Raw genomic sequence first — 24,714 nt, 5'->3', positions numbered from 1 at the left:
GAAGAACATTGAGGAAAATCTGCCGCCATCTGACGGTTAGCGTCGCCGCGTTTGCATGCATCGCGCCTGCCATTGCCCAGGCAGCAGAAGACCAACCCGCCGAGGAGGAAGCGCGTGACGGACGTACCATCGTCGTTACGGGTCAGCTCGCGGCGGCGCCGGTTGCGGCCAAGGCAGACATTCCGATGCTCGAGAATATCCAGCCCATCTCCGTCCTGCCCGAAGAGCTTCTGCGCGATCAGGGTGTGCGCCGCATTTCCGAAGCACTCTACAACGTTGCGGGTGTTTCCCGGTCGAACAACTATGGCTTTTTCGACGGTTTCAACATCCGCGGCTTCAACGCCAGCGCTGGTGCTACCTATCTCGACGGATTGCTGGACGACACCGGCTACGGCACCTCGGAAATGACCGCGCTCGGCCGGGTCGAGGTGGTGAAGGGTCCGGCGTCGGGTCTGTTCGGACAGGGGCCGATCTCGGGTATCGTCAACCTGGTCAGCAAGCGCCCGGAAAAGGAGGCTTTTGTCGACGTCGGCATCGCGGGCGGCTCCTACGCGTTCAAGGAACTGACCCTGGATGCCAACCTGCCCCTCAACGCCAGCGGCACGCTGCTCGCACGACTGACCGGCGTGTATCGCGATCAGGATTTCTTCGTCCACGCCTCGGGGCAGCGCCGCGTGTTCCTTGCCCCGGCGATCACATGGGCGCCCGATACGAACACTACGCTGACGCTGCTCGGCCGTTACGTCGACGATCATATCAACCCTTGGTCGCCGACCACCGCTTACGGCACCGCGCTAACCAATCCGAACGGGCCGATAGACATCAAGCTGTCCATCAACGATACCGAGTATCCAGCGGTGCAGGACAACGACTACTGGAACGCAGGCTACGTCTTCGATCACAAGTTCAGCGATGCGATCGCAATCCATCAGTCGCTGCGCTATCAGGACTTCCGAAATACCTGGGACAACTGGCTGTTCGTCACCGGCATATCCTCCGACTACCGCCGCGTGCGCCGCGCCTTTTATGGGCCTTATGCCGAGAACGGCGACTACTTCCGCGTAGACACCAATGCCAGTGCGCGCTTCGATACGGGGCCGCTCAACCACTACGTGCTTGCCGGACTGGACTATGGACGGCGTTCGGCCAGTAACGTCAATCTCTACGATTCCAGCATGCCTTACGAACTGGACCTCTACGATCCGGTCTACGGCACACTGAGCACGCACAATCCCGCGGTGCCCGCCACCACATATGCAAGCCGCACCCGTCAGCGCGGCTTCTACGTGCAGGACCATATCAAGCTGGGGAACCTGCTGACCGTCACGCTGGGCGGGCGCTGGGACAAGGCGACCAGCCGGGTGACCAACAACGGCATCCCTAACGCCACGGTCAGCGACAATGCCTTCAGTCCGCGGGCCGGTGCGACGGTGGCGCTAAGCGACTGGATTTCGCTCTATGCGAACTACGCCAAGTCCTTCAATCCGCAGGGCACTTATCGCGCCGCCGATGGATCGAGCCTGCCGCCCGAACGCGGCGTGAATTACGAAGGCGGCATCAAGCTGGCGCGCAAGGACGGCTCGCTGACCGGCATGTTCACCGTCTTCGAACTGACTCGTACCAACGTGGCAACGGCAGACGCGGTCATTCCCAACGTCTATGTCCTGACCGGCGAGCAGCGCACCCGAGGCGTCGAGGCCGAGGCAGGATGGCGCCCGCTTCCGGGCGTTGAACTGACCGGTGCGTTCACCTACCTCGACGCCAAGGTCACCGCAGACAACCGCCTGCAGGTCGGCTCGCGCCTGGGATCCATCCCGCGCTACATCGCGAACCTGTGGGCGCGCTATACCATCCAGGACGGCGCCCTGGCCAATCTGGGCGCCGGGTTCGGCCTGCACCACGAAGGCGATCGCATGGCCAGCACCGCTTCGGCCGTAGCCGGGGCGACCGCGCCGTTCCGGCTCAAGGCCTATACCCTGATCGACGGATCCCTGTTCTATGAGCTGGACGAATGGTCGATCCAGGCCAACATGCGCAACATCCTGAACAAGCGCTATTTCCCGACCGCCTCGCTGACCCGCACAACGCCAGGCGAGCCGCGCACCTTCATGATAAGTCTGAACCGGCGGTTCTGATGCGGCTCAGGTAGCGGTTGAGTCTGTCGCTAGTGCGTGATGGACATTGTGCTCATCTTTGCATGAAGAACTCGACCGGGACGACCAGTTCGATGGTGTCGCCCTTCACGTCCTCGGGCGGCCGTGGCAGCGGGGCGGCGCGCTTTGGAAGGCTGACCGCCTCGTCGTCCAGCGATCGGATGCCGGAGGAGCGTTCCAGCCGCACCGACACAACCTTGCCCTCACGGCTCATCACGAAGCGGATGTAGGGCACGCCCTGCTGGTGGCGGAACGCAGCCTCGCGCGGATAGCGCTTCGCCTTGTTGAGCGCGGCCAGTACCTGCCCTTCCCATGTCGGCCGGGCATCGCTGGCCTTCTGGGCAGGTGGTGCGGGTTTGGTTTCGGGTGCGCTGGTCTTTTCGATCGGCGGCCCCGGATCGATGACCGGGTCGGACGCCTCCTGCGCGACCGGGATTTCGTCGGGAGCCCGGATCTGGGCGATTTCGATCTGCGGCCGATCGGGATGGGCCCTCGCCGTCTCCTTCCGAACCTGCTTCGGCCCGGGCGGGATCTCGTTGGCGGGTTCGGGCGGGGCTGCGGGCATGGCGACATCGAAAACGGCAAGGTGCGCCTGCGGCTGAAGGGCCGAATAGACCTGCCACGACAGCAGCGAACATGCCGCGATCACCAAGGCGATGAAGGCGGTGCCGAACAGACCGAAGAGCCGCGCGTTCGGGTCCGTCGGCAAGTCCCCATAGCGCAGCGCCGAACGCCCCGGAACGCCATCGGTCGCGCGGCTCGTATTGATGGTCATGTGGCCTGCGCCCCGCCGTTCATTCTGATCACATATTTGTCCGTGCCCGGACGACATGCGCCCGGGCACGGGTCCATCACAGCTTGCCGCGCAAGGTCAGGCGGAAATTCCGCGGCTCTCCGTAGATATTGTAGAAGATCGCGTAGCCGGGAATGCGCAGGTAGGTCTTGTCGAACAGATTGCTCACCACCAGCGAGGCATCCCAGTTCTCGGAGATTGCATAGCCGAGCTTGGCATTCACGACCGCATAGGCGCCCTGCCGGATGAGGTCGGTATACATGTTGCTCTGCCACTGGACGCCGCCGCCCACCTGTATTCCTGATGCCCAGCCCTGCACGCCCGCCTTGGCGAGGTCGAACTGGGTCCATGCCTTAAGCATGTGCTCCGGGCTCTGGGCGGGGAGGAAACGCTTGCCGACGTTAGCCGGATCGGAATCGCTCAGATACTTCTGCTGGTTGTAGGTATAGCCGGCCGTCACCTCCCAGCCCGGCAGCAGGCTGCCGTTGACCTCCAGTTCCACGCCCTGACTGCGCACCTTGCCCGAAGCGCGGGAGCAGGTGCCGTCGACTGTGCCGCCGCAGCCGATGTTTTCCTCATCAATGATCGCGCGGTTTGAATCGTGGATGCGGAACACCGCGATCGAGGCGTTGAGAGCGTCATCGAAGAAGCTGCCCTTGATACCCGATTCCAGCTGCCACCCGACCCGCGGCGCAAGAGTTCTGTTGTTCACGTCCTGCGCAGTCTGCGGCACGAACGTGTCGGTGTAGCTGGCATAGACGGTCAACTGGTCGGTCACATCCAGCACGGCCCCGGCATAAGGCGTGAAGCGCCGCTTCGTCGTGGCGCTGCTGTCGATCCAGGGAGTGACTTCGGGGAAGACGTCGCGATCCTTGATCGTGAAGTTGGTCAGGCGCCCACCGACGATCACCGTCAGCGGATCGGCCAGACGGATGCGCGCCGAGCCGTAGAAGCCGGTCTGCGCCGTCACTGTCTCATAGCGATAGGTGATGTTCTCATCGATCACGGCGGACAGGTCGTGATCGTTCAGGGGATCCCACGAGCCGGGATTCACGAATTTGGTGCCGCCGATGAAATCGTAGCGCGAACGGTTGACGCCGAACGTCAGGTCATGCGTCATGCCGAGCAGATGCACCGGCCCCGTCACATGCGCGTCGAAGCTGTGCCACTTCGTTTCCTGCTCGACCCGGCCCGCCGACATGCCGCTGACCAGGCCGGTCTCGCGGTCGATGGCTTCATAAGGGAACACCGAATAGCCGCCGTAGTTCAGGCGGCGCAGGCTATAGGCGCTCTTGAACGTCCAGCCGCCTCCGAAATCGTGGCTCAGATCGACCACCATCTCGCGCGAGCGGGTGCGCGACGGCGCATCGGAACCGGTGAAAGACCCGCGCGCCGGAACCGTACCGTCGTCATAGAGCGGCAGGCCGAAGGAATTGATGTAGGTGCGCTGCGAATAGATACCGCTCACGCCCAGCGTGGTCCGGGGCGTAACGTCGTATTCCACCACGCCATAGACCGAACGGTCGTGGTTGTAGCCGACGTCGTAGAACTTGTCTTCGTCCTGAAAGACGCCGACCACGCGGGCGCGCAAGTTGCCCGAGGCGGTGAGCGGGCCGCTTACGTCGACTTCGCCGCGATAGCGATCCCATGACCCCACCGAAGCAAGGCCGGATACCGCGAGCACGTCGGTCGGCCGCTTGCGCACGTAGTTCACCGTGCCGCCCGGCTCGCCGCTGCCGGTCAGCAGGCCCGAGGGGCCGCGCAGCACCTCGATACGGTCGAAGAACGCGAGGTCGTCGGTATTGGAGCTGGCCTTGTCCGAGCCTTCCTGCTGCGGCACGCCGTTGTACTGCGCATTCGCCGCATAGCCGCGGATGATGTACTGCTCCTGCCGCTCGTAGCCGAAGCTGCGCACGCCGGTTACCTGATCCAGCGCCTCGCTGACAGTCGTGAGGTTCTGGTCGTCCATCCGCTGGCGCGTGATGACGCTGACCGACTGGGGAATCTCACGAAGCGACTGCGCGCTCTTTCCCACCGTGACCGTATGTGCCGCGTAGGAACCGGTGCCTTCGGTCACGCCGGGATCGGACGAGGCGAATGCGGCACCTTCGCTCGCGCCCTCGACTTTGACCGGTCCGAGTTGCACGGCAGCGCCCGAGGCCTGCGGTGCGGGCTCCAGAACGGCGGTGGTCCGGCTCGTGAAACGGAAGGTCAGGCCGGTACCGCGCAGCAGGATGCTCAGTGCCTCGGCGGCGGGGTGCGTGCCGGATACACCGGCGCTGCTACGCCCTTCAACGAGCGTAGTGTCGACCGTTATCTGCAACCCGGATTGCCGCCCGAACTGCATGATCGCCTCGGTCAGCGGCTGGGCGGCGATATCGAAATTGCGCTGACCCGCCGCCTGTGCCTGGGCAGGCACCGCGCTCAGCACCAGCGGCGTGGATGTGGCCAGCGTAATCGCCAGCGTCCTCAGCCCGATCGCCCGCACGCCGATCGTACCGCGAAATGTCTTGCCCCCAGTCATGCATGCTCCTTCGAAAGCGATAATCCGGCGCGGACCATTTCGATAATGCGTCGCAACAGCCGTTATTAGCTCCACGCCGAGCGGGGCGGTTTTTCCAAACAGATGGCGAATTATTTTTCGTCGCAGGCGGAAATGGCGGAAAGACGAGGCTAATTTCCAGTCACGATCATCAGCCACGGGGTGATCTGCACGATCCCACCGCCGTGTGGCTGGACCAAGGCGCGCAGCGCATCCTCGGGGTCCGAAAGGCGGAAGATGCCGGTGACTCGCTTGCGCCCGATTGCCTCGTCGGCAAGCACGATGCGGCCCTTGTACCAAGGGCGCAATTCCTCGATCGCCTCGGCGACGGTGCGCCCTCGAATAACCACGGAACCGGTCCGCCAGATACCGGCGAGATCGCTCGCCTGATGACCGGTGACCGCCGCCCTGCCGGACGCTGCGCTCACCCAGTCACCCGCCCCCAGCACGGACGACGCAGCGCCTTCCACGCGGACGCGCCCATGGCCCACCGCAACGCTGCGGTCGGGGCCGATCATGCGCACGTCGAAGGCGGTGCCCAGCGCGGTGGCGGCGATGCCTTCGGCCTCCACGCGGAACGGCCTTGCGGGATCGGGGTGAACCTCGAACCATGCCTGTCCGCGCAACAGGCGGATGTTGCGGTGGCCCGGCGTGTAAGCGACGGCGATCGCACTGTCCGGGCCGAGCCTGACCCGGCTGCCGTCATCCAGCGCAACGTTCGCCATACCGCCCGCCGGGGTCAGATGGTCCGCCCGCAGGCGCAGGATGATCTCGGGACCGCCAAGGACAGCGATACAGGCAATGACCGCCGCCATCGCCGCCACGCGCCACTTCGGCAGCGCCCTGCGAACTTGTGACGGCGCGGAACGGCCATCGGCAGCAGGCGCGAGGTAGTCAGGGTGGTTCGCCTCCACACTGCCGATCATGTCGAACAGCGCCTGCATCTCTTCCCAGGCCCGCACATGCGCGGCGTCGGCATCGCACCATGCTGCGAACGCGCTGGCCGCCTCGCGATCGCCGGGACGTTCGCGCAGGCGCACGAGCCAGTCCGCAGCCTCCATGCTGATCCGTTCTGCGTCACCCGACATGGATATTCTCCCCGGCCGGATTGCAGCCGACATAACGGATAGACGTTCGTGCCGACTGATTTTTCAACGGCAGAGCCATCATCGCCCGTCTCCCGCCAGATCATTGGGGCGGCAGAGGCGATGGCATTCGGCCAGCCCTTTCACGATCAGAAGATGCGCCAGCGACACCGAGATGTTCAATCGTTCCGCAATCTCGCGCAGCTTGAAGTCTCCGAGGCGATACATTTCAATGGCGATGCGCTGGCGTTCGGGCAGCGACGCCAACGCCCGCTCCACGCATCGTAATTCGACCTGCGCACTGACGACCACGTCCGGCGAAGGCGCATCGTCCGCGATTTCGGTAAGGTCTGCCGCCGCTTCGTCCGCCACATGCCGCGCCTGCCTGCCGGCCCTGCGGCGGCCATCGATGGCTAGATTGCGCACGATCCGGTAAAGATAAGGGACCGGGTCGCGGAGCCTGTCACGATCAAGAGCCTGTCGCAGATGCAGCCACGCATCCTGAACGACGTCCTCCGCCTCGGCGCGATTACCGGCGATACGCTCCGCATAAGCGATCAGCGCCCTGCGGTGTGCGCCATAAATCTCGCCCCACAGGCTATCGGAACGCAAAATCGATCCTTCTATCAACCGGCTGCGGCATCACCCGATCTGCCATGCAGAGCCGTGACATCTCAGCAAATGATAATCATTCGCAGCCCGTATCGATAAGCAGCCCGCGATGCAATGCGGCGCAGTATTGCCTATCGGCAGTCACGTGCCCTGACCAAATCTTGGTTTTCGAAGGGTCTTTCCCCCTCAGCATTGCGCAGGAAAGCCAGCCCCGCGCAACATTATGCTACCGCGCATTTACTCAGACTAATTTATGGTTGCGGAGTCGTCGGTGTGACGATAAATCGAAGCGATACCAATAAATAATCACTGTAGATTCGTGGCTTATGAAAACGCCCCGATCTGCCGAGTGAAACACTGGGGGAGATATCTGTGCTTAAAGTCAGACTGTACTTGTCGTGCGCATGTGCCGCGCTTGCGACGCCTGCATGGGCTCAGGACACTGTCGGAAATGCGGGCGATGGCACCGAAACGACGGCTGCCGACACGACTGCCGACAAAGCCTCGGCAGAAGACATTATCGTCACCGGTTTCCGGGCCAGCCTTTTCAACGCCGCCCAGATCAAGCGCGATTCAGACGCTATCGTCGATGCCGTTGTGGCCGAGGACATCGGCAAGTTGCCCGACAACAACGCGGCGGAATCGCTTGCGCGCGTATCGGGCATCCAGGTCAGCCGGTCCGGGGACGAAGCCAACCAAGTGCTGGTTCGCGGCCTGCCCGACCTGACCACGACGTTCAACGGCCGCGATATCTTCACGGCGGAATCCCGCGGCGTCGCGCTCTGGGACTTTCCTCCCGGCGCCCTGCGGGCGCTGGAAGTCTACAAATCGGGCACGGCGGATCTGGTCGAGCCGGGTCTTGCGGGCCTCATCAACGTGCGCACCTGGCGGCCCTTCGACTTCAAGGGCTTCGAGATCGCCGGCGCCGTTCGCGGCACTTACAACGATCAATCGAAGAAGAACGACCTGGCCAACGCCAACCTCCAGATCACCGACCGTTGGCAGACCGGCATCGGCGAAATCGGCGCGCTCATCAACTTCGCCTATACGCAGCAGCAGTTTCGCAATGCCGCGCGGTGGAACAGTGCCGACGTGCTGGCGCCCGATGTCGCCAATACGGTAGAGCCGGAATCGGTGGGGCGTGATTTCGTCTTTCCCGAGGCCGTCGGCGTCTTCTACAACAGCGGCATCCGCAAGCGTCCGTCGATCAACGCCTCGCTGCAATGGAAACCGGCGCCCAATCTCGAGATCTATGCAGACGGCCTGTGGCAGGCCTATCGCGGCCGTGATGCGAACGACTTCTTCGCGACCTCGCTGCGCTTCGCTGGCGCGCAGCTCAGCAATGTCGTGCTCGATCCAGACGAACCGAACAAGGTCGCCAGCCTGACCAAGACCGGCGGCTGGCGCCCGGATATCTACCGCTCCACGGTCAATGGCGATACCAACACCTACCAGGGCGCGATCGGCGCGATCTGGACCACCGGCAAGGCGACGATCTCGACCGATTTCGCCTATACCAACAGCACGTTCAAGCAGACCGAGTGGAGCCTCGACTCCGCCCTGACGTCCGCGCCCACGGTGGACGCGGCGTTCGACGTGAAAGGTTCCGCCGCCTTCTCGCTGCCCGGTTTCGATGCGACCGATCCCAGCCACTACCAGTTCCGCGGCTTCTTCGACCGTATCTATATCGGCAAGGGCAACGGCATTCAGTGGCGTAGCGACATCTCGCTCGAGACCGACATTCCCTTCCTGCCGCTGTTGCAGGTCGGCAGCCGGGTGACGACCCGCAACTCCTCGGTTCGCTCGGGCTCGCGCTATGCCTATCTCATGGACCTGGGCATCGGCATGAACGATCTTGGCCTGGGCGAGATGTCGCTGGTGGACAACACCTTCCGGGGCGGCGTGCAGGGCTTCACGCAGTGGCTCGCGCCCAGCCGCGCGGCGGTTCGCGGCAATATCGACGGCTTGCGCGCGATCTCTCTTGCCGGGTTGCAGCAACTTGCGGCGCTCAATCCCAACGATGTCGGGCTGGCGGACAATGTCGCGCGCTGGTCCAGCGCCGAAGTGCCGCTCGATCCGCTAGCGTCATGGGATGCGCGCGAGAAGACATATGCCGCCTATGCCCAGGGCAAGTATGCGTTCGATATCGGCGGCGTGGAGATCGGTGGCCTCGTGGGTGTGCGCATCGTCAATACGGACGGCGTCTATTCCGGCACTTCGCTGGTGGACGGCGTCCAGGCCCCGGAAGAGACGCGGCAGAACTATGTCGATATCCTGCCTAACTTCAGCACGCGCATCCGCTTTACCGACAAGCTTCAGGTCCGCCTGGCCTATACCAAGACCCGCACCCGGCCGACATTCGGGCAGCTCAATCCCGCGGTGAACATCACCCGCGCGCAGAACACCGGCGGTTCGCCAGGGCGCTATGACGCCTTCGGCCGCGCCGGCAACCGCGACCTCGCGCCGCTGACCTCGCGCAACTACGACGCCACGATCGAATACTATTTCTCCCCGCGGGCCGCGGCAGGCATTTCGATGTTCTACCGCAACCTCAACGGCTTCATCAGCGACTATACGCGGGACGTGCAGGATCCGATCTATGGCCTCATGCAAGTCGTCCGCCCGGAAAACGCAGGATCGGGCCGGATCAAGGGCGTGGAAGCGGGCTTCCATAGCTTCTTCGACTTCCTGCCGGGCCTGCTGTCCGGGTTCGGCGTGCAGGGGAACGTGACCTATCTGGACGGGAAGAACCAGCTTCCCAATGCTCTGGGCCAGGATACCAGGATGGTGGCGATCCCCGGCGTGTCCAAGTGGAGCTACAACGCCGTCCTGTTCTACGAGCGCGGCAAGATATCCACCCGGCTTTCGTACAATTACCGTTCGAAGTTCACCAACTTCTACTCGCCCAATGCCGCCGGTGAACTCTATGTCGGCGAGGGCACCAAGCCGATCGGCCGACTGGACTATTCGCTGTCCTATACCGTAATCCCGGCGATCACGATCACCGCGGACGTCAGCAACATCCTCGGCAAGCCGTTCAACAACTACCGCTATTTCAACGAAACGCAGACCTACCCTCGCGATATCCGGTACGAAGGCCGCTATTTCGGACTGGGCACGCGCTTCCGCTTCTGACGACCTTGCAGACGCAGATCAACCTTCCGCGTCTGCAATCACTGACCCGTCCGGCTATTGTTCCGGGCGGGTACTTTGTATTTTGTCTGCCCTTTCCAGAAAGCGGGATCATAGACCTGCCTTCCTGCGATACAGATTGACCTGTGAAACGACTACATTTCCGGTTCCGATCCAAGACAGGTCAGGGAGGAGATTATCGCACCTGTCCCGCTTGCGACTCTAGGACTTGATCCACCTCGATTGGAAGTGCGTAGGAGAAAAGGCCATCATCGTCGAAAAGACCGGCAAGCGCGGCGGTAGCACCGTCATTCCGATCTATGACGATTTACCGAGTGGCGCGATGGACGCGATGACGAGCGCACGGGTACTGTCTTGAAGAACAGCCGCAAGACCGCCCAGACAGAGAGCAGCCTTGAAGCCGTGTCGCAACGCCGCAAGTCGGAAGGCTTTGACCGCGTGGTCCACAACCTGCGCGGCACGTTCGTGACCCAGCTAGCGATCTACGCTCAGGACTCATTGATTGAGCCAGAAGATGACGGTTGCGGCGATGCAGATGGCTGACATGAAGGTGTGGGCGCATCGGTCGTAGCGGGTGTGGATGCGTCGCCAATCTTTGAGCCTGCCGAACATGTTCTCGATGCGATGTCGCTGGCGATAGAGCACGGCATCGTGTGGGATCGGAATGTTTCGGTTTCTCTTTGACGGGATGCAGGCCGCGATATTGCGTTCGGTGAGCGCCTTGCGGAACCAGTCGGCGTCATAGCCTCGGTCGCCGAGCAGGGCTTTGGCGCGGGGCAAGGCGTCGAGCATCAGGGCGGCTCCCTTGTAGTCGCTCATCTGGCCCTCGCTCAGCAGCATGACCAGCGGCCTGCCCTTGCCGTCGCACACCGCATGGAGCTTCGAGTTCAGGCCGCCTTTGGTGCGTCCGATACGTCTGGGAACAGCCCCTTTTTGAGCAGACTGGCGGCTGTCCGGTGTGCCTTCAGGTGCGTCGCATCGATCATCAACTGGTCGGGCTTGCCGCCTTGTGCGGAAAGGGCGGAGAAGATCTTGTTGAACACCCCGAGCCGGCTCCACCGGATGAAACGATTATAGATCGTCTTGGGCGGACCATAGTCGGCGGGCGCATCGCGCCATCGCAAGCCATTCCTGATGACGAAGATGATACCGCTGATGATCCGACGATCGTCCACCCGCGGCACGCCGTGAGACAGCGGGAAATATGGCTCGATCCGGCGCATCTGCGCCTCCGACAACCAGATCAGATCACTCATGCCGCCACCTCCTCGCGCCGCCATTGAATCAACCAATCACCCGCTCGGCAAGAGATTTAATAGGTCCTGAGCCTAGGGACTGACAAACGAGGAGATTACAAAGATCGTTGGTTGGAGCGCAAACGGCCGAAATGCGGGCGCGCTACGTCAACGAAGAAAGGGTTATCATCAGCCTTGCTGAGCGCCTCTCCGCCTGAAAAGTTTACAGCACTTTGTAAACCGGCTCTTTCAGACGGCAAAAAGGCTCCGGAGGGCCTAGCGTAAACTACTAGTTATATGGTGTTTTTTGGTAGCGGAGGAGGGACTCGAACCCCCGACACGCGGATTATGATTCCGCTGCTCTAACCAGCTGAGCTACTCCGCCAAACCAGGGCCTCCGCATGGGAGACCAGATCCGGTGCCCCGCATCGCTGCCGGGCAGGTGGCGTCCTCTAGGGGGAAGGTTCGCATCGGTCAACACCCAAAAATGCGTTCAGCCTCGAAAAGATAGCGAACGGATCGGGCGCCACAAGCCATCCTCCCAGGCATGGACGCCGAAGCCCCGAAAACGGAAGGTCGCGGCTGGCAAGATCGGTCCGAGTTGCGCCTGCAGGGCCCGCGCGGCGGCGGGTTCCACCTTGTTCTGGATGGTGATGTGGAGGCGCAGCGGGCGATTGTCCTGATCGGTGAGCAAGCCGTGCATGCGCTCGGCAATCTCCGCGCGCAGTTCGGCCATGCCGGGCGATTCGAGCGCGATCGCGGTACCGTTGCCTAGCTTCATCAGTCCGGCGATTCGCGCAGGCGGCGGTTCGCTGCGGGCGAGTTCCCCCAGGACCTGGAGCAGTTCGCCCTCCACGCTCGGCGGCAGCGCATGGAACAGGGTAACATGGGCTTTAAGGTGATTGCGCTCTGGCGGATAATGGGCGCGGCGCAGGCCGTCGGCCCATTCGAGCAGGTCTTTCGGCAATTCCGCAGTGACGAGCAGCGGGGCGCCTCGCTTGCGCCGCGGGGCAAGGACCTCACCCTCGCGGTTCATGCAGATGCTCCTTCATTTCCGCCCTCTCCTCCGCTCGCCCGATTGCCAGGCGCCTGAGCGCAGGGCAAAAACCGAAATCTGCCAGTGCAAAGGGAAGTGGCCATGCGAAAGTTCCGTGTCATCGCCGTTCTCATACTCCTGTGGAATATCCTGGGCGATGCCGCCTACCTGATGCAGGCCACCGCCGATCTGGATGAGATCGCCCGCCGCGATCCGGTGCAGGCGCAGGCCTTCCGGGAAATGCCCGGCTGGGCTTGGGCGGCCTATGCCGTGGCCGTGACCAGCGGAACCATCGGGGCCATCGTGCTGCTGATGCGCCGGGGTTGGGCCTGGGCGCTCTTCGCCCTGTCGTTCCTGGCTGTGATCGCCCAGTTCGGATGGACTTTCCTGGGCTTCGACCTGCTGGGCGCCAAGGGCCCCTCTGCCGCGATATTCCCGCTGCTCATCGTGGCTATCGCGCTCGCCTCGACGATCTATGCCCGGCGCAAAAAGGCGGACGGCACGCTGAAATAGCGCGCGCCCTTCCCCGCTTCAGATCTCGCCCCGCTCCCGACGGATGGCGAACCACTTCTTCACGTTCTCGTTATGCTCGTCCAGCGTAGCCGCGAAGACGTGACCGCCGGTGCCGTCCGCCACCATGTAGAGCGCATCGGTCTTCGCCGGATTGAGCACGGCGGCAATCGATGCGCGTCCCGGATTGGTGATCGGATGCTTGGGCAGCCCCGCCATGGTGTAGGTATTGTAATCGTTGACGGCACGGATTTCGGACTGGCGAATGCGGCGGCCGAGCGGTTTGCCCTTGGTGATCGGATAGATGATCGTCGGGTCGGCCTGGAGCGGCATGCCGATGCGCAAGCGGTTGGAGTAGAGGCCCGCCACCATGCGGCGCTCGGAAGGCTTGCCGGTTTCCTTCTCCACGATCGACGCGAGAATGAGCGCCTGCTCGGGAGTCTTGACCACCAGACCCGGCGAACGCTTGTCCCAGAGTTCCTTCAGCGCCTGCGACATCGCCAACTGCATGCGCCGCAGAACGGCGGCGCGCGGCTCACCGTTTTCATAGGCGTAACTGTCCGGCAGGACCGAGCCTTCGTTCGGCGTGGAGATGTCGCCGCTGAGGTGCTCCTGTGCCTTCAGGCGCTCGAACACCATGATCGAGGGCATGCCTTCCGGCACCATCACGAAGCGGCGCACCATCTCGTCGCTGGAAAGGATCGCCAGCACGCGCGAGGGGCTGGCATGGGCGGGAATGGCGAATTCGCCTGCCTTGATGGCACTGCCCCCGCCGAATACGCGGGCGCGCAAGGTAAAGCCGCGGGCGCTGCGCACCATGCCCTGCTTTTCCAGCCGCTCGGCCACGGCCGATAGCGAGGCGCCCGCCGGAACCAGGAAATGGCGGTCCTCCTTGAGGGGGCCGGAACCGTACCAGCCCCCCACGAAGGACCACAAGGCGATCACAGCCGCCAGGCCGATGGCCGCGACGAGTATCCAGTTGCGCCGCGACATCATCGCCCCAAATCCCCGCTGATCAGTCGATCTTGCGCATCACCAGGCTGGCGTTGGTGCCGCCAAAGCCGAACGAATTGTTCAGCACGGCGCGCACTTCGCGCTTCTTGGCGACATGCGGGACGAGGTCGACACCCTCGCAACCCTCGTCCGGGTTGTCGAGGTTGAGCGTGGGCGGAACGATCTGGTCGCGCATCGCCAGGATGCAGAAGATCGATTCGACCGCACCGGCGCCGCCCAGCAGGTGGCCGATGGCCGACTTGGTGGAGCTCATCGAGACCGTGCCGATGGCATCGCCGAACAGGCGGCGCACGGCGCCCAGTTCGATGGTGTCGGCCATGGTCGAAGTGCCGTGGGCGTTGATGTAGTCGATGTCGGCGGGGGTCAGCCCTGCCTTCTTCAGCGCCATCTGCATCGAGCGATAGGCACCGTCGCCGGTGGGTTCCGGGGCGGTGACGTGGAAGGCATCTCCCGAAAGGCCGTAGCCGATCACTTCGCAGTAGATCTTGGCGCCGCGTGCCTTGGCGTGTTCGTACTCTTCGAGCACGAGAACGCCTGCGCCCTCGCCCATGACGAAGCCGTCACGATCCTTGTCGTAAGGACGGCTAGCCTGTTCCGGGCGGTCGTTATAGCTGCTATTCAGAGCGCGGGCCTGTGCGAAGCCGGCAATGCCGATCGGGCAGACGGTCGATTCGGCGCCGCCGGCCAGCATGATGTCGGCATCGCCGTCCTTGATCATGCGCGCGGCATCGCCGATCGAGTGCGCGCCGGTCGAACAGGCGGTGACGACCGCGTGGTTCGGGCCCTTGAGGCCGTACTTGATCGAGACCTGACCCGAGATCAGGTTGATCAGGCGGCCATGGACGAAGTGCGGCGAGACGCGGCCAGGGCCCTTCTCGGCCAGCACCAGGGATTCGCTTTCGATGCCCGGCAACCCGCCGATGCCCGAACCGATCGAGCAACCGGCCATGAGCTTGTCTTCCTCGCTCATGTCGGTGAGACCGGCATCCTCGAGGGCTTGCCCGGCGGCATCGATGCCGAAGACGATGAAGGGATCGACCTGGCGCTGGATCTTGTGATCGACGCGCTTGCCCGCATCGAAGCCGTACTCGTGATCGGCGGGCTTCACTTCGCAGGCAATCTGGCACTTCTGGTCCGAGGCATCGAACTTGGTGATCGGGCCCGCCCCGCTCTTGCTGGCAAGGATGTTGGCCCAGGTAGTCTCCACGTCTGCCCCAAGCGGAGTGACAAGACCAAGTCCGGTGACGACAACACGACGCATTCATGCTCTCCGAAAAAGCAATTTCGCCGAAAACGCGGCTGGCGCAAACCAGCCTGCAGAAACGGCAACAGGCCCGCCCCCTTAGAGGTCGAGCCTGTCGAGTTCAATCCGGTTATGAACCGGGATCACAGCCGCCCGCGACCCGGCCCATGGCCGGAGGTCGCGAGAGTAGCCGAAAAGCCGGGCTCAGCCCTTGTTCTCTTCGATGTACTTGATGGCATCCGAAACGGTGCTGATCTTCTCGGCAGCATCGTCAGGGATTTCGACGCCGAATTCTTCTTCGAACGCCATGACCAGCTCGACGATGTCGAGCGAGTCAGCGCCCAGATCGTCGATGAAGCTTGCTTCTTCCGTCACCTTGTCGGCTTCGACGCCCAGGTGTTCGACGACGATCTTCTTAACCCGATCGGCGGTATCGCTCATTGAATAAACCCCTTCAAAAATTCGCGAGGTGTGGAATCTCGCCTGTCGCCCTAATGACTGGGCGGCGCGCTGGCAAGCCTCGCACACAAGATAGGATCACGACGCACAAGCGCCATGTCCCGTTTTATCCACGCCCCGGCCATGTTTCCCGGATATTTCCGAGCAGACACCGAAGATAGCGTGGGAAGGCCGCCCCGGCAAACCCATGGCCTGCCGGGACAGCAATGACGATTCAGGCCTGAAATCAGGCCCCGACTTAGGCCTTCTGCGGTTCCACCACGCGCATGTGCAGTTCGCGCAGCTGCTTGGATTCGGCCAGGCTCGGCGCGCCCATCAGCAGGTCTTCGGCGCGCTGGTTCATCGGGAACAGCGTGATTTCACGCAGGTTCTGCGCACCGCAAAGCAGCATGACGATGCGATCCACACCGGCTGCCATGCCGCCGTGCGGCGGGGCGCCGTACTGGAAGGCGCGGTAAAGGCCGCCGAAGCGATCTTCCACGTCCTGCTTGGTCAGGCCCACCATCTCGAAGGCCTTGACCATCAGTTCCGGCGACTGGTTGCGGATCGAACCCGAAGCAATCTCGTAGCCGTTGCAGACCAGGTCGTACTGGAACGCCTTGATCGTCAGCGGATCCTGTCCTTCCAGCGCTTCCATGCCGCCCTGCGGCATCGAGAACGGGTTGTGCGCGAAATCGACCTTCTTGTTGTCCTCGTCCCACTCGAAGAACGGGAAATCGACGATCCAGCACAGCTCGAAGCGGTCCTTGTCGATCAGGTCGAGCTGTTCGCCGGTACGGATACGGGCGAGACCGGCCAGCTTGGCCGCCTGCTCTTCCTTGCCCGCAGCGAAGAACACGCCGTCGTTCGGGCCGAGACCCAGCGCCTCGATCAGCGCGGCGGTCTTTTCCTCGCCGTGGTTCTTGGCGATCGGGCCGCCCGGGACGCCGTCCTTGATGTTGATGTAGCCAAGGCCGGAGTAGCCTTCGCCGCGCGCCCAGTTGTTCATGTCGTCGAAGAACTTGCGGCTCCCCGCGCCCGCGCCGGGCGCCGGGATCGCGCGGATCGTGCCGCCGTTCGCGACGATGCCCGCGAAGATGCCGAAGCCCGATTCGACGAAGTGCGCGGTCACGTCCTTGATGATCAGCGGGTTGCGCAGATCCGGCTTGTCCGAACCGTAGTCCAGCATCGCCTGGGCGTGCGGAATGCGGCGGAACTCACCGGCGGGCGTCACCGGCTTGCCCTCGGCGAAGTCTGCGAAGACGCTCTGGAGCACCGGCTCCATGGTTTCCCAGACTTCTTCCTGCGTCACGAAGCTCATTTCGAGATCGAGCTGGTAGAACTCGCCCGGCAGACGGTCGGCGCGCGGGTCTTCGTCGCGGAAGCAGGGCGCGATCTGGAAATAGCGGTCGAAACCGGCGACCATCAGCAGCTGCTTGTACTGCTGCGGCGCCTGCGGCAGCGCATAGAACTTGCCGGGATGGATGCGGCTCGGCACCAGGAAGTCGCGCGCGCCTTCGGGGCTGGAAGCGGTGAGGATCGGCGTCGAGTATTCGGTGAAGCCGATGCCTTCCATCTTGCGGCGCATGTCCGAGATGATCTTCGTGCGCTTGACGATATTGGCGTGCAGCGTGTCGCGGCGCAGGTCGAGGAAGCGATAGCGCAGGCGGATATCCTCGGGATATTCCTGCTCGCCGGCCACCGGCATCGGCAGTTCCTCGGCGCGGCTGATCACCGTGGCACTGCGGGCGTAGACCTCGATCTCGCCGGTGGCGAGATTGGCGTTCACGGTCGATTCGCTGCGGGCCTTCACGGTGCCCTCGATCGTCACGACCGATTCGAGGCGCAGCGAATCGAGCAGTTCCAGTGCCGCGCTGTCGGTATCGGCGACCACTTGGGTCATGCCGTAGTGGTCGCGCAGGTCGACGAAGAGCACGCCGCCGTGATCGCGCTTGCGATGCACCCAGCCCGAGAGGCGGACGGTCTGGCCGACCTCGGCAGCGGTCAGGGCACCGCAGGTGTGGGAGCGATAGGGATGAGTCATGGCGGGCTCGCGCTTCTTCTGGACTGAATTGGGTTGCAAGCCGTGCCCCCTAGTCGAGTGGCGCGGCGATTTCCAGAAGAGATAGGCGGGAAGCGCGAGAGAGGTTGAAACGGGCGCCGCGATAACGCGAAATAAACCATTCTGGCCCTAACGTGCTCCGCAAAACGGGTTTCGCCGATGGAGCACATGGAAAACGCGCAGATTTCGGGAACCGTCACGATCGACGGCGCACCTGAGAATCAGTTCCGCCGGGCCATCGAGGCCATGCTGCGTGAAGGGCGCGCGGACGAAGCCGCGCGCCGCCTCAAGGACGAACTCGTCTTCCTTTGCGGCGAGGGCCTCCCCCTGCCCGCACGCTTTCGCTTCATCTCGGCGCAGGATGTCTCCGTCACGGGGTGGCCACGCATGCTGGAGCGAATCGCCGAGCTCGACCGGCCCGGCGATCCGATCACGGCACTGAGCCTCGACATCTGCCTGGCTCCGCTTGCCGCAGCCGATGCGGAAAACCGCAGGCCCTTCTACGAAACCTCCTACTACACCGACAGGGCATGGCCCTTTTCACGGGCAGCTCGCGCCGATCTAGCCCTCGCCTGTGGCAGTCCGGCCTGGCAGGGCAGCGCCGAAGACAATGACGACCGGCTCCAACTTTCGGGCCTTGAGGATCTCCACATCGTCATTGCCGCGATAGAAGCGCTCTGCCTGCGCGGCATGGCGACGATCGAGGAGCAGCGGGCCTTCATCGTCGGCGCCTGCTATCTGGCGGTGCTCAGCCATCAGGCCGTCCGCGATGCCGCCATGGCCGAAGGTCTGCCCCGCTCCATGGCCGTGATCGTCGGCAGTGACGGCACGTATCCGGCCTTCGAGGCGGCGGCACTGGCGGCAGGCGAAGGACGCGCGCATGGAACCGGGGTCGAAGACGCATCCGCGCCACCTCATGGCCCGGCCCATACCTCACTCGGCCATCACGAAGTCACGGAACCTTTCGCCCCGACTCCGCCCACCGAGGCCTGGCATCTGCCGCCACCGGGAATCCACGTCACCGGCACCCAGCTTCGCCACCGCCTGGTGACACGCGAAAGCATCGCCGAACTGGAAGCGGAGACCTCGCCCAGCCTGCTGAACCGTGTCTTCGGGGGCCTGCTGCGCAAAAAATAGGCAGATTCGTCATTTGTCAGAGAATTTGACGGCCCGGAAACATTGATCCTCCGCCGTCTTCGCGTTACCGCCACGGTCGAAATGAAAATTCACCCGCTGATAACGAAGACCGACGACCTCGCCGCGCTGTGCGAACGCCTTGCGAAATCCGATTTCGTGGCGGTCGACACCGAATTCATGCGCGAGAACACCTATTGGCCTGAACTGTGCCTGGTGCAGATCGCCAATACCGAGGAAGCGGCCGCGATCGACCCGATGGCAGACGGGCTGGACATGACGCCCCTGCTCGACCTGCTGACCGACAACGAGGAGGTCCTCAAGGTCTTCCACGCGGGCGGGCAGGATGTGGAAATCATCTACAACGCCACCGGCCGAACCCCGCATCCGATCTTCGACACCCAGATCGCGATGATGGCAATCAGCCAGTCCGAGCAGATCGGCTATTCCAACCTGGTCGAATCGTGGATGGGCCTGACCATCGACAAGGGCGCGCGCTTTACCGACTGGTCGCGCCGCCCGCTGACCGAGCGGCAGATCGAATATGCGATCGGCGACGTCACCCATCTTTCCAAGATCTTTCCCAAGATCCTGAAGCGTTTGATGAAGACCGGGCGCGGCGAATGGCTCGACCAGGAAATGGAAAAGCTGGCCGATCCCGAACACTATCGCAACGATCCAGGCCAGGCCTGGAAGCGGATCAAGGCAGCGGGTCGCAATCCCGCAATGCTCGGCCGCCTCAAGGCCATCGCCGAATGGCGGGAGCATGAGGCCCAGGGCAAGAACATCCCGCGCGGCCGCATCGCCCGTGACGAAACCCTGGCCGATATCGCCAGCCACCCGCCCAAGCAGCAGGCCGACCTCGCCAAAGTGCGCGGCCTCTCGCAAGGGTGGAAGGACAACGACATCGGCAAGCGGCTGATGAACACCATCGCCAAGGCACAGCCGCTGGCCGAGGACGAACTTCCGCCCCGCACGCCCAAGGGCGCGCCTCTGGGCAAGGAAGGCGCTCTGGTGGCGGACCTGCTCAAGCTGCTGCTCAAGATCCGCGCGCGCGAGATCGACGTGGCGGCCCGCCTGCTCGCCCGCAGCGAAGACCTCGAACTGCTGGCCGCGGGCGTGCGCAAGAAGCTGCCGATCCTCGAAGGCTGGCGCTACGAAGTGTTCGGCAAGGATGCGCTCGCGCTCGTCGAAGGCAAGTTGGCTTTCGCGGTGGAGAACGGCAAGCTGAAGATGACGCGGGTCGAGGATGAGGTGGCTTCGGTGGAATCCGATGGAGCCGAACCCGACGAGGCCGCTCCTGATGGGGTTACGCCTGATGAGGTCACGCCTAATGAGGTCTCGGGGGACGAGTGACCGTCTACCAGCCCACGCTCAAGCAGCTCCAGTACCTCGTCGCCCTGCACGAGCACGGCCACTTCGGCCGCGCCGCCGATGCCTGCTTCGTCTCGCAGTCCACGCTTTCGGCAGGGCTTCGCGATCTTGAGGCGCTGCTAGGCGTAACCCTGGTCGAACGCACCAAGCGCGCGGTGCGCTTTACGCCGCTCGGCAATGCCGTGGTCGCCAAGGCCCACCGCATCCTGCGCGAGACCGAGGAACTCTCCGACCTCGTGCAGTCCAGCGGCAAGCCGCTCTCGGGCGAAGTGCGCATGAGCGTGATCCCGACGATCGCCCCCTTCCTGCTGCCCCGCATGCTGCCCCGCCTGCGCCGCGAACGCCCGAACCTGAAGCTGTTCCTGCGCGAGGAACCGAGCCAGGCCGCCATCGAATCGCTGCACCATGGCCGCGCCGATTGCGTGCTGCTGGCCCTCCCCTACGCCACCGGCGAGGTCGAGAAGGAGACGATCGAACTGGACGCCTTCTTCGTCGCCTTCCCCAGCGACGATCCGCGCAATCCGCCGGAAGAAGTCGGCCCCGAGGTGATCGACGAGCACCGCCTGCTCCTGCTGGAGGACGGCCACTGCCTCAAGGACCATGCGCTGGCCGCCTGCAACCGCCCCGAACTGCGCGCCTCGGCCACCATGATCGGGACATCGCTGCATACTCTGGTGCAGATGGTCGACAATGGCCTGGGCCTGACGATGCTGCCGGAAATGGCCATCGACGCGGGGATTCTCAACGGCACCAATGTCGTCGCCCGTCCCCTGCTCTCGCCCAATGCCAACCGCGAGATCGCGCTGGTCTGGCGCAAGAACTCCCCCCGCGCGGAAGAATTCCGCATGCTGGCGGATGAACTGCGGGCGGGTTGAAGGTTCAGGCTCGACGCAGCGTCTGAAGTCCTAGCCCCAACGCCGCGATCGCGGTGCCCAGCACGACCACACCGGTCCAGCCCCAATTGTGCCAGGCCACTGTCGCCGCGCCCGAACTGGCGGAACCGGCGAAGAACATCGAGGCCATGTAGACGGTGTTGATCCGCGAGCGTGCTTCGGGGCGCAGGGCGTAGATGATGCTCTGGTTGGAAATCTGGCTGGCCTGGATCGCGAAATCGAGCAGCAGCACGCCGACGATCAACCCGATCAGCGACGTCCAGAACCCGAAGACCAGCCAGGACACCAGCGTCAGCGCGCTGGCCGCCACGATCACCGGATGGGGACCGCGCCGGTCGGCGATGCGTCCGGCAATCGGCGCGGCGAGAACACCGGCAGCGCCAAGCACGCCGAACAGGCCTGCCGCTTCTGAACCGAGGCCATAGCGCGGCTCCTGAAGATGCAGCGCCAGGATCGTCCAGAACACGCTGAAGACGCCAAACTGCGTACACTGAGTCAGCGTCGCCAGACGCAACGCGGGGAATTCGCGCCAGAGATCGCGTAGCGAAGACATGAGCCCGAGATAGCCGAGCCCGCCCGAAACCGGGCGGCTGCGCGGAAGCTGCCAGGCCATGAGCCCCGCCGTCAGCAAGGCCAGCGGCACCGCCAGCCAGAACATCGCCCGCCAGCCGAAAGTCCCGCCGACGAAGCCCGCCAACGTCCGGCTCAGCAGGATGCCGCAGAGCAGCCCGGCCATGACCGTGCCAACGACGGCGCCCCGTTTGTCCTCGGGTGCGAGATTGGCGGCGAGCGGAACGATCTGCTGGGCCACCGAGGCCAGGAGACCGACGAGCAGCGACGCGGCCAGCACCGTGGCCCCGGTCGGCGCCAGGGCGACCAGTGCCAGCGCTACGGAAAGCGCGAGGCATTGCATGACGATCAGCCGCTTGCGCTCGAGCAGGTCTCCCAACGGCACCAGCAGCAGCAGTCCCGCTGCATAGCCGAGCTGGGTCGCGGTCGGCACATAAGTGATGGCCGTGCCGGAGATCTCCCGCTCCATCAGGCCCAGCATGGGCTGGCCATAATAGATATTGGCCACGGTCAGGCCAGCCGAGGCTGCCAGCGCGAAGACCATCGAACGGCCGAACGCGCGCTCCCGGCGCGGCTCGCCCGATGGCGAAGGCTTGCGGAACTGGGCGGCGAGAAGGCAGAGCGAGGCGGTGATGGGATTATCCTTGATAGAGAGTCCCCCCGAACCTGCGGGCGCACTGCCGCGCCATCACGCTTGTGCCAAACGCAACGAGTTCAAGCTCTGTCGCCAAAATTGCAACAGGCTCTTTAGTCAGTCCATATGCTTGAGGCCGACCCGCAGGTAGTCCCAGCCGGTGATCAGTGTTAGCGCCGCAGCCGCCCAGAGCGTGGTCAGGCCGACGGTGTGCGGCACATTGACCTCCAGCGCGCCCAGATCGACGTTCCACCAGGGCATCGCCGCGCCGAGCACGAGCGCGCCCAGCGAAATCATCTGGAAGGTTGTCTTCCACTTGGCCAGACGGCTCACCGGGACGGAAACCTGCAACCCGCCGAGAAATTCCCGCAGGCCCGAAACCGCGATCTCGCGCACGAGAATGATCAGCCCGGCGATGACATGCATGTCGCCCACGAAAGGCCCGGTCAGGATGCCCTGCGCCGTCAGCACCAGGATCACGGTGGCGACCATGATCTTGTCGGCAATCGGGTCAAGGAAGACGCCGAGCTTCGAAACGGTACCGCTGGACCGGGCGAGATAGCCGTCGAAATAGTCGGTGATACCCATCAGGCAGTAGAGCCCGAAAGCCAGGCCATAGCCGAATTCCCATCGCGGCCACCACAGCAGGAAGGCCAGAAGGGGCAGTGCGACGATCCGCGAGAGCGTGAGGATATTCGGCAAGGTCAGCATGTTCCCTAGCCCATAGCCCCGATTCTCCCGTTTGAGAATTGGCTTGTGAAGCGGCGCGACGTTTGTTGCCGGACGATTTCCAACAGCGGCGCATTGGTGCGCCTGCCGCCTGCGCGGGCGGCAAAAAAGCCTTACGGGGCTTGTGCCCTCGCCCCACCGCATTAAGTGTCCCCGCAACGATGAAGCGAGGCCGCCGAATTTTTCCGACATGACCACGACGACCCAACTCATCCGGGCAAGGCGATTCCTGCCCCTGTTCGTCACTCAGTTGCTTGGCGCGTTCAACGACAACCTGTTCAAGAACGCGATGGTGCTTTTCGTCGTCTACGGCGTCTACAATTCCGAGACGGCCGAAGCGCGGTTCAGCGCCCTGGCCTCCGGCATTTTCGTGATCCCGTTCTTCCTGCTTTCGGCGCTGGCCGGGCAGATGGCGGACATGCGCGACAAGTCCCGCATCATCCGCATCGTCAAGTTCTGCGAGATCATCATCATGCTGGTGGGCGGCACCGGACTGGCGCTGGCCTGGCAGGGCATCGCGCTGCACCTGGTCGCGATCCCGCTCATGCTGCTGGCCCTTTTCGCGATGGGCATCCATTCGACCTTCTTCGGACCGATCAAATACGCAATCCTTCCGCAGCACCTCAAGGACAACGAAGTGCTGTCCGGCACCGGACTGGTGGAGGCAGGCACGTACATAGCAGTGCTGGCCGGGACGATCGTGGCCGGGTGGATCAGCGTAGACACCGCCGCGGCGATGGTCGTGGTCATCGCCGCGATCGGCTATTTCGCGGGCAGGCAGGTTCCTCCGGCCCCGCCGCTCGGCAAGCCGGAACCGATCGACTACCACGTCATCCGCTCCTCGATTAACCTCGTGCGCACGACGATGCAGGATCGCCGGGTCTATCTGGCGATCTGCTCGATCAGCTTCTTCTGGGCGATCGGCACCGTGCTGTTCGTCCACTTCCCCCCGCTCGCCAAGAACATGCTCCACGCCAGCAAGGAAGTGGCCAGCCTGTTCCTGGTGATCTTCTCGGTGGGTGTCGCCATCGGCTCCGTGGCGATCAATGCCCTGCTCAAGGGCTCCGTGTCCGCCCGCTGGTCGCCGCTCTCGGTGATCGGAATGGGCCTGTTCCTGCTCGCCTTCCAGGAAGTCTGCGCGATCTGGCCGCCGCACGGCGGGCCGGAAAAGCTGATGAACGTGGGCACGTTCGTGGTCCAGCCGCTGGCCCTGCCGCTGCTGCTCACGCTGCTCGGCATCGCCGTCTGCGGCGGCATGTTCGTGGTGCCGCTCTACGCCTTCCTCACGACCTTCGTGGACAAGTCGCAGACGGCCAGAACCATCGCCGCCAACAATATCGTCAATTCGGGCGCGATGGTGGTGGGCGCGATCGCTACCGGCATCATGTCGCTGCTGGGGCTAGCGGTCGTGACCCAACTCATGGTCGTGGCGCTCTGCTGCGTCGCCTCCGCCTGGCTGGGCCTGCTGCTCTACCGTGCCGAGCGGGCCGCCAAGCGGCCCTGA

21 protein-coding genes and 1 tRNA gene are annotated in these 24,714 nt (G+C 63.7%); 9 read left to right on the top strand and 13 right to left on the bottom strand.

Features of this window, described 5'->3' with window-relative positions:
• Nucleotides 1-8 precede the first annotated feature (8 nt).
• Complete coding sequence (locus NTCA1_RS00695) at nucleotides 9-2,135, top strand: TonB-dependent siderophore receptor (protein ID WP_159827253.1); 2,127 nt, start codon at nucleotides 9-11, stop codon at nucleotides 2,133-2,135.
• Between the two features lie 52 nt (nucleotides 2,136-2,187).
• Here the strand turns inward: NTCA1_RS00695 and NTCA1_RS00690 are convergent, their stop codons facing one another.
• The 4 genes from NTCA1_RS00690 to NTCA1_RS00675 all read right to left on the bottom strand — a co-directional run bounded on the left by NTCA1_RS00690 (nucleotide 2,188) and on the right by NTCA1_RS00675 (nucleotide 7,185).
• Nucleotides 2,188-2,928: an energy transducer TonB gene (locus tag NTCA1_RS00690; protein ID WP_159827250.1), complete on the bottom strand. Its 741-nt coding sequence runs from the start codon at nucleotides 2,926-2,928 to the stop codon at nucleotides 2,188-2,190.
• A gap of 76 nt (nucleotides 2,929-3,004) precedes the next feature.
• Nucleotides 3,005-5,470: a TonB-dependent receptor gene (locus NTCA1_RS00685; RefSeq protein ID WP_236549022.1), complete on the bottom strand. Its 2,466-nt coding sequence runs from the start codon at nucleotides 5,468-5,470 to the stop codon at nucleotides 3,005-3,007.
• A 149-nt stretch (nucleotides 5,471-5,619) separates the two neighbouring features.
• Nucleotides 5,620-6,576 carry a FecR domain-containing protein gene (locus NTCA1_RS00680; RefSeq protein WP_159827247.1) on the bottom strand — a complete coding sequence of 319 codons (957 nt, stop codon included), beginning with the start codon at nucleotides 6,574-6,576 and terminating at the stop codon, nucleotides 5,620-5,622.
• Between the two features lie 78 nt (nucleotides 6,577-6,654).
• Nucleotides 6,655-7,185 carry a sigma-70 family RNA polymerase sigma factor gene (locus NTCA1_RS00675; protein ID WP_159827244.1) on the bottom strand — a complete coding sequence of 177 codons (531 nt, stop codon included), beginning with the start codon at nucleotides 7,183-7,185 and terminating at the stop codon, nucleotides 6,655-6,657.
• Nucleotides 7,186-7,557: 372 nt separating this feature from the next.
• Between NTCA1_RS00675 and NTCA1_RS00670 the strand changes: the two genes are divergently transcribed.
• The 3 genes from NTCA1_RS00670 to NTCA1_RS00660 all read left to right on the top strand — a co-directional run bounded on the left by NTCA1_RS00670 (nucleotide 7,558) and on the right by NTCA1_RS00660 (nucleotide 10,881).
• Nucleotides 7,558-10,320: a TonB-dependent receptor gene (locus NTCA1_RS00670; RefSeq protein WP_236549021.1), complete on the top strand. Its 2,763-nt coding sequence runs from the start codon at nucleotides 7,558-7,560 to the stop codon at nucleotides 10,318-10,320.
• 226 nt (nucleotides 10,321-10,546) lie between these two features.
• Nucleotides 10,547-10,696 carry a hypothetical protein gene (locus NTCA1_RS00665; protein ID WP_159827242.1) on the top strand — a complete coding sequence of 50 codons (150 nt, stop codon included), beginning with the start codon at nucleotides 10,547-10,549 and terminating at the stop codon, nucleotides 10,694-10,696.
• Nucleotides 10,693-10,881, top strand: coding sequence for a hypothetical protein (locus NTCA1_RS00660; protein ID WP_159827239.1), 189 nt, complete (start codon nucleotides 10,693-10,695; stop codon nucleotides 10,879-10,881). Before NTCA1_RS00665 ends, NTCA1_RS00660 begins: the two co-directional genes overlap by 4 nt.
• On the opposite strand, the gene NTCA1_RS00655 is transcribed toward NTCA1_RS00660, so the two are convergent.
• The 3 genes from NTCA1_RS00655 to NTCA1_RS00645 form a co-directional block, all read right to left on the bottom strand.
• A protein-coding gene (locus tag NTCA1_RS00655; protein WP_159827236.1) for an IS5 family transposase occupies nucleotides 10,834-11,594 on the bottom strand; the annotation gives its coding sequence in 2 pieces (ribosomal slippage) (nucleotides 10,834-11,261 and nucleotides 11,261-11,594; 762 coding nt in all). The genes NTCA1_RS00660 and NTCA1_RS00655 overlap by 48 nt on opposite strands.
• A 287-nt stretch (nucleotides 11,595-11,881) precedes the next feature.
• Nucleotides 11,882-11,958 (bottom strand) — tRNA-Met (locus NTCA1_RS00650).
• A 108-nt stretch (nucleotides 11,959-12,066) separates the two neighbouring features.
• Nucleotides 12,067-12,609 (bottom strand): 2'-5' RNA ligase family protein, encoded by a 543-nt coding sequence (locus tag NTCA1_RS00645; RefSeq protein ID WP_159827233.1) that lies wholly within the window; start codon nucleotides 12,607-12,609, stop codon nucleotides 12,067-12,069.
• Nucleotides 12,610-12,711: 102 nt separating this feature from the next.
• On the opposite strand from NTCA1_RS00645, the gene NTCA1_RS00640 reads away from it, so the two are divergent.
• Entirely contained in the window at nucleotides 12,712-13,122 is a 411-nt protein-coding gene (locus tag NTCA1_RS00640) for a sugar transporter (protein ID WP_159827230.1), read from the top strand.
• Between the two features lie 18 nt (nucleotides 13,123-13,140).
• Here the strand turns inward: NTCA1_RS00640 and mltG are convergent, their stop codons facing one another.
• The 4 genes from mltG to aspS form a co-directional block, all read right to left on the bottom strand.
• Nucleotides 13,141-14,115 carry an endolytic transglycosylase MltG gene (gene mltG / locus NTCA1_RS00635; RefSeq protein WP_159827227.1) on the bottom strand — a complete coding sequence of 325 codons (975 nt, stop codon included), beginning with the start codon at nucleotides 14,113-14,115 and terminating at the stop codon, nucleotides 13,141-13,143.
• 19 nt (nucleotides 14,116-14,134) lie between these two features.
• Nucleotides 14,135-15,394: a beta-ketoacyl-ACP synthase II gene (gene fabF, locus NTCA1_RS00630; protein ID WP_086493371.1), complete on the bottom strand. Its 1,260-nt coding sequence runs from the start codon at nucleotides 15,392-15,394 to the stop codon at nucleotides 14,135-14,137.
• A gap of 186 nt (nucleotides 15,395-15,580) precedes the next feature.
• Complete coding sequence (locus NTCA1_RS00625; protein ID WP_007013838.1) at nucleotides 15,581-15,817, bottom strand: acyl carrier protein; 237 nt, start codon at nucleotides 15,815-15,817, stop codon at nucleotides 15,581-15,583.
• A gap of 256 nt (nucleotides 15,818-16,073) precedes the next feature.
• Nucleotides 16,074-17,858: an aspartate--tRNA ligase gene (gene aspS / locus NTCA1_RS00620; RefSeq protein WP_159828215.1), complete on the bottom strand. Its 1,785-nt coding sequence runs from the start codon at nucleotides 17,856-17,858 to the stop codon at nucleotides 16,074-16,076.
• A 186-nt stretch (nucleotides 17,859-18,044) separates the two neighbouring features.
• Here aspS and NTCA1_RS00615 point away from each other — a divergent pair, with 186 nt between their 5' ends.
• The 3 genes from NTCA1_RS00615 (at nucleotide 18,045) to NTCA1_RS00605 (ending at nucleotide 21,259) form a co-directional block, all read left to right on the top strand.
• On the top strand, nucleotides 18,045-19,013 hold the full coding sequence (locus NTCA1_RS00615; protein WP_159827224.1) for a hypothetical protein: 969 nt from the start codon (nucleotides 18,045-18,047) through the stop codon (nucleotides 19,011-19,013).
• Between the two features lie 81 nt (nucleotides 19,014-19,094).
• A complete protein-coding gene (rnd, locus tag NTCA1_RS00610) occupies nucleotides 19,095-20,366 on the top strand; it encodes a ribonuclease D (protein WP_236549075.1) in 1,272 nt (423 codons plus the stop codon).
• A complete protein-coding gene (locus tag NTCA1_RS00605; protein WP_086493374.1) occupies nucleotides 20,363-21,259 on the top strand; it encodes a hydrogen peroxide-inducible genes activator in 897 nt (298 codons plus the stop codon). Before rnd ends, NTCA1_RS00605 begins: the two co-directional genes overlap by 4 nt.
• 4 nt (nucleotides 21,260-21,263) lie before the next feature.
• On the opposite strand, the gene NTCA1_RS00600 is transcribed toward NTCA1_RS00605, so the two are convergent.
• Both NTCA1_RS00600 and pgsA read right to left on the bottom strand, forming a co-directional pair.
• Nucleotides 21,264-22,391, bottom strand: coding sequence for an MFS transporter (locus NTCA1_RS00600; protein WP_159827221.1), 1,128 nt, complete (start codon nucleotides 22,389-22,391; stop codon nucleotides 21,264-21,266).
• A 207-nt stretch (nucleotides 22,392-22,598) separates the two neighbouring features.
• Nucleotides 22,599-23,192 (bottom strand): CDP-diacylglycerol--glycerol-3-phosphate 3-phosphatidyltransferase, encoded by a 594-nt coding sequence (gene pgsA, locus NTCA1_RS00595; RefSeq protein ID WP_086493376.1) that lies wholly within the window; start codon nucleotides 23,190-23,192, stop codon nucleotides 22,599-22,601.
• Between the two features lie 208 nt (nucleotides 23,193-23,400).
• Here pgsA and NTCA1_RS00590 point away from each other — a divergent pair, with 208 nt between their 5' ends.
• Complete coding sequence (locus tag NTCA1_RS00590; RefSeq protein WP_086493377.1) at nucleotides 23,401-24,714, top strand: MFS transporter; 1,314 nt, start codon at nucleotides 23,401-23,403, stop codon at nucleotides 24,712-24,714.

This window comes from Novosphingobium sp. TCA1 (assembly GCF_009811895.1).
In the GTDB taxonomy this organism is placed as follows: Bacteria; Pseudomonadota; Alphaproteobacteria; order Sphingomonadales; family Sphingomonadaceae; genus Novosphingobium; species Novosphingobium panipatense_A.
This window is presented reverse-complemented; position numbering and strand designations above follow the sequence as displayed.

Excerpts from the sequence above, each read along its gene's own strand:
- NTCA1_RS00685 (WP_236549022.1), bottom strand. The coding sequence starts at position 5,470 with ATGACTGGGGGCAAGACATTTCGCGGTACGATCGGCGTGCGGGCGATC.
- pgsA (WP_086493376.1), bottom strand. The coding sequence starts at position 23,192 with ATGCTGACCTTGCCGAATATCCTCACGCTCTCGCGGATCGTCGCACTG.
- NTCA1_RS00645 (WP_159827233.1), bottom strand. The coding sequence starts at position 12,609 with ATGAACCGCGAGGGTGAGGTCCTTGCCCCGCGGCGCAAGCGAGGCGCC.
- NTCA1_RS00690 (WP_159827250.1), bottom strand. The coding sequence starts at position 2,928 with ATGACCATCAATACGAGCCGCGCGACCGATGGCGTTCCGGGGCGTTCG.
- NTCA1_RS00600 (WP_159827221.1), bottom strand. The coding sequence starts at position 22,391 with ATGGTCTTCGCGCTGGCAGCCTCGGCTGGCCTGACCGTGGCCAATATC.
- rnd (WP_236549075.1), top strand. The coding sequence starts at position 19,095 with ATGAAAATTCACCCGCTGATAACGAAGACCGACGACCTCGCCGCGCTG.
- mltG (WP_159827227.1), bottom strand. The coding sequence starts at position 14,115 with ATGATGTCGCGGCGCAACTGGATACTCGTCGCGGCCATCGGCCTGGCG.
- NTCA1_RS00680 (WP_159827247.1), bottom strand. The coding sequence starts at position 6,576 with ATGTCGGGTGACGCAGAACGGATCAGCATGGAGGCTGCGGACTGGCTC.
- fabF (WP_086493371.1), bottom strand. The coding sequence starts at position 15,394 with ATGCGTCGTGTTGTCGTCACCGGACTTGGTCTTGTCACTCCGCTTGGG.
- NTCA1_RS00590 (WP_086493377.1), top strand. The coding sequence starts at position 23,401 with ATGACCACGACGACCCAACTCATCCGGGCAAGGCGATTCCTGCCCCTG.
- NTCA1_RS00640 (WP_159827230.1), top strand. The coding sequence starts at position 12,712 with ATGCGAAAGTTCCGTGTCATCGCCGTTCTCATACTCCTGTGGAATATC.
- aspS (WP_159828215.1), bottom strand. The coding sequence starts at position 17,858 with ATGACTCATCCCTATCGCTCCCACACCTGCGGTGCCCTGACCGCTGCC.
- NTCA1_RS00625 (WP_007013838.1), bottom strand. The coding sequence starts at position 15,817 with ATGAGCGATACCGCCGATCGGGTTAAGAAGATCGTCGTCGAACACCTG.
- NTCA1_RS00615 (WP_159827224.1), top strand. The coding sequence starts at position 18,045 with ATGGAAAACGCGCAGATTTCGGGAACCGTCACGATCGACGGCGCACCT.